This is a genomic window from Staphylococcus intermedius NCTC 11048, from assembly GCF_002902385.1.
In the GTDB taxonomy this organism is placed as follows: domain Bacteria; phylum Bacillota; class Bacilli; order Staphylococcales; family Staphylococcaceae; genus Staphylococcus; species Staphylococcus intermedius.
In genome coordinates this window covers 1-3,359 of record NZ_PPQH01000090.1, presented here as the reverse complement: position 1 = coordinate 3,359, position 3,359 = coordinate 1, and the positions used below count along the sequence as shown (strand labels likewise).

2 protein-coding genes are annotated in these 3,359 nt (G+C 39.1%); both read left to right on the top strand.

Annotation, left to right across the window (positions count from 1 at the left end; all coding sequences use genetic code 11):
* Window positions 1-1,775: Rib/alpha-like domain-containing protein (locus tag CD138_RS12540; RefSeq protein WP_142380760.1), on the top strand; the 1,775-nt coding region annotated here is incomplete at its 5' end.
* 226 nt (window positions 1,776-2,001) lie between these two features.
* On the top strand, window positions 2,002-3,279 hold the full coding sequence (locus CD138_RS12535) for a YhgE/Pip domain-containing protein (RefSeq protein ID WP_019167479.1): 1,278 nt from the start codon (window positions 2,002-2,004) through the stop codon (window positions 3,277-3,279).
* The last annotated feature ends 80 nt before the right edge of the window (window positions 3,280-3,359 follow it).

Sequence of the window (3,359 nt, the reverse complement as noted above, 5' to 3'; positions counted from 1 at the left end):
ATCCAGATGGTACAACAGACCACATTACAGTACCGGTAACCGTAGGTAAACAAGCAGATAACGACAAGTACACACCAGAAACAACGCCAATCACGAGGGATTATGGCACTGCCACAACAGAAGATGAAGTAAAAGGTGCAGTCAATATTCCAGGTTACCCAACAGACGGAGATCAACCAACAATTACAATTGACGATCCAAGTCAATTACCTGACGGAACAAAAGAGGGTACAACAGATGTGAGTGTGACTGTCACATATCCAGACGGTACAACAGACCACATTACAGTACCGGTAACCGTAGGTAAACAAGCGGATAACGATAAGTACACACCAGAAACAACACCAATCACGAAGGATTATGGTACTGCCACATCAGAAGATGAAGTGAAAGGTGCAGTGAACATCCCAGGTTACCCAACAGATGGTGATCAACCGACAATAACAATTGACGATCCAAGTCAATTACCAGACGGCACTAAAGAGGGTACAACAGATGTGAGTGTGACAGTGACGTACCCAGATGGCACAACAGACCACATCACAGTCCCAGTAACCATAGGTAAACAAGCGGATAACGATAAGTACACACCAGAAACAACACCAATCACGAAAGACCATGGCACAGGTGTAACAGAAGATGAAGTAAAAGGTGCGGTGAACATCCCAGGTTACCCAACAGACGGAGATCAACCGACAATTACAATTGATGATCCAAGTCAATTACCTGACGGTACACAAGAAGGAACGACAGATGTGAGTGTGACAGTGACGTACCCAGATGGCACAACAGACCACATCACAGTCCCAGTAACCGTAGGTAAACAAGCGGATAACGATAAGTACACACCAGAAACAACACCAATCACAAAAGACCATGGTACAGGTGTAACAGAAGATGAAGTAAAAGGTGCAGTCAATATTTCAGGTTACCCAACAGACGGAGATCAACCAACAATAACAATTGACGATCCAAGTCAATTGCCTGACGGTACAAAAGAAGGTACAACAGATGTGAGTGTGACTGTCACATATCCAGACGGTACAACGGATCATATCACAGTACCGGTAACCGTAGGTAAACAAGCAGATAACGACAAGTACACACCAGAAACAACACCAATCACAAAAGACCATGGCACAGGTGTAACAGAAGATGAAGTAAAAGGTGCAGTCAATATTCCAGGTTACCCAACAGACGGAGATCAACCAATCATTACAATTGACGATCCAAGTCAATTACCAGACGGCACAAAAGAGGGTACAACAAATGTTAACGTAACAGTGACGTATCCAGATGGCACAACGGATCACATTGTAGTTCAAGTCACGATTGGTAAGCAACCAAATCAAGATAATGGGGCTACTGACAATGATGGAGATATGCATCCAGGTGCAGGTGAAGTGGATAACGATACAAGCAACGATGGAGATATGAAGCACCCAACAGATGAAGGAAATGGTGCTACAAATCATGGCGATAATGTGAAACAAGAATCTAACGAAAACATGACGCCTATTGAACAAAGTCGCGATCATGCAATTTCAACTGCAACAGACATGGATCCAATACCAAGTCGTAGCAAAACAACTTTTGATAACATGAATGCAAAAGGTTCAACTTCGGATCAAGCTAATCAAAAGCAGCAATCTGAACAATTACCAGACACAGGTGAAAGTCAAACGCAAAATGGTGCATTATTGGGTGGATTATTTGCAGCACTTGGAGGCTTATTCTTAATCGGCAGACGTCGTAAAGAAAAAGAAGACAAATAATCAAACAGACACATCAATTCAATCATCACTAAGGTAATAAGAAGGCTTGCCCTCTCTAAAGGGGGCAAGTCTTTTTTGCGCTTTTCAAGATAAAACGACAATGTGTAATCAAATGTCGCATAACTAACAAATTGGCATATATTGAATATTGTATGTTGTAGAAAACAGATTAAAATAGAACAGTAGCTAAAAATGAATGAACGATGGTTTTTAAAGGAGATAGAAAATGAATATATTTAAAAGTAAATTGTTTTGGATGGTTCCTATTGTAGCAATAGTAGTTTTGCTCATCTTTTCGGTAGCATTTTATCCTGCATTTAATCCAAAACCTAAAGATATTCCGATTGCTGTAGTCAATGCGGATAAAGGTATCAAAATACAAGATAAAGAAGTAAATATCGGTAAAAATTTAGAATCTAAACTGCTGAAAAATGAATCAGATACAGTGAAATGGATTAAAGTGGATCATGAAGCAGACTTGAAACAAGGCATGCAAAATAAAGATTATTTCGGTGCAATTGTCATTGAAAAAGATTTTTCTGAACATGCGATGAGTCATACACAAAGTGTTGTAGGAAACTTTAAAAAGCAAGAGATGGAAGAAAAAGTGAAGTCTGGTGAAATACCACTTGAGGTCGCGCAGCAAATGGCTCAAAAGATGGGGACGCAAAATGTGAAGCCACAACAAGCGACATTTAAAACGATTGTCAATGAAGGTGTAGGTACACAAATTTCTCAAATGGTATCACAAATTCTTAATGGTATGAGTCAACAAGTTAATCAAAATATTACTGCACAAAGTTTAAAAACATTGGAACAACAAAATGTGACAGTCAATGCGTCAGACATTCAAGGTTTAACGCAACCAGTTAAAGCGGAACAACAAAAAATGAATAAAGTCAGTGATCATCAAGCAGGAGGTAATGGACCGTTCTTAATGTTTATGCCTGTATGGATGGGATCTATCGTCATTTCTGCTTTATTGTTCTTCGCATTTAGAACAAGTAACAATGTTTCTATACGTCATCGTGTGACTGCGGCGTTAGGTCAAATTGTCATGACAGCAGTCACTGCATTTGCTGGTGCTTTTGCATTTGTTTACTTTATGCATGGTGTGCTTGATTTTAACTTTAATGATGCCAATGCGACAGCAACATTTATTGCGCTTGCGATGATGGGATTTGTGGGATTGATTTTAGGTACTATGACATGGCTCGGTATGAAATCCGTACCTATCTTCTTCCTATTAATGTTCTTTAGCATGCAAATGGTGACATTACCGAAACAAATGTTGCCAGAGTTTTATCAAAAATACATGGTGGATTGGAACCCATTAGTCCATTATTCAGACATGCTGAGAAGTATTTTATATTTAAATGAAGGAATCGAATTGAATAGTACGATGTGGATGCTCATTGGTTTTATGATTTTCGGTATTGCATCAACGATCATTGCAGCAATTGTACGTCGTCATAGTACAAAACGTGCAGAAATTCCTGCTTAAACCTTTAAAAAATTAATACACTATAATAGATATTACCGTCATAATCTGACAAAAGTTAGATTGTGGCGGTTTTATATATG

Excerpts from the sequence above, each read along its gene's own strand:
- CD138_RS12535 (WP_019167479.1), top strand. The coding sequence starts at position 2,002 with ATGAATATATTTAAAAGTAAATTGTTTTGGATGGTTCCTATTGTAGCA.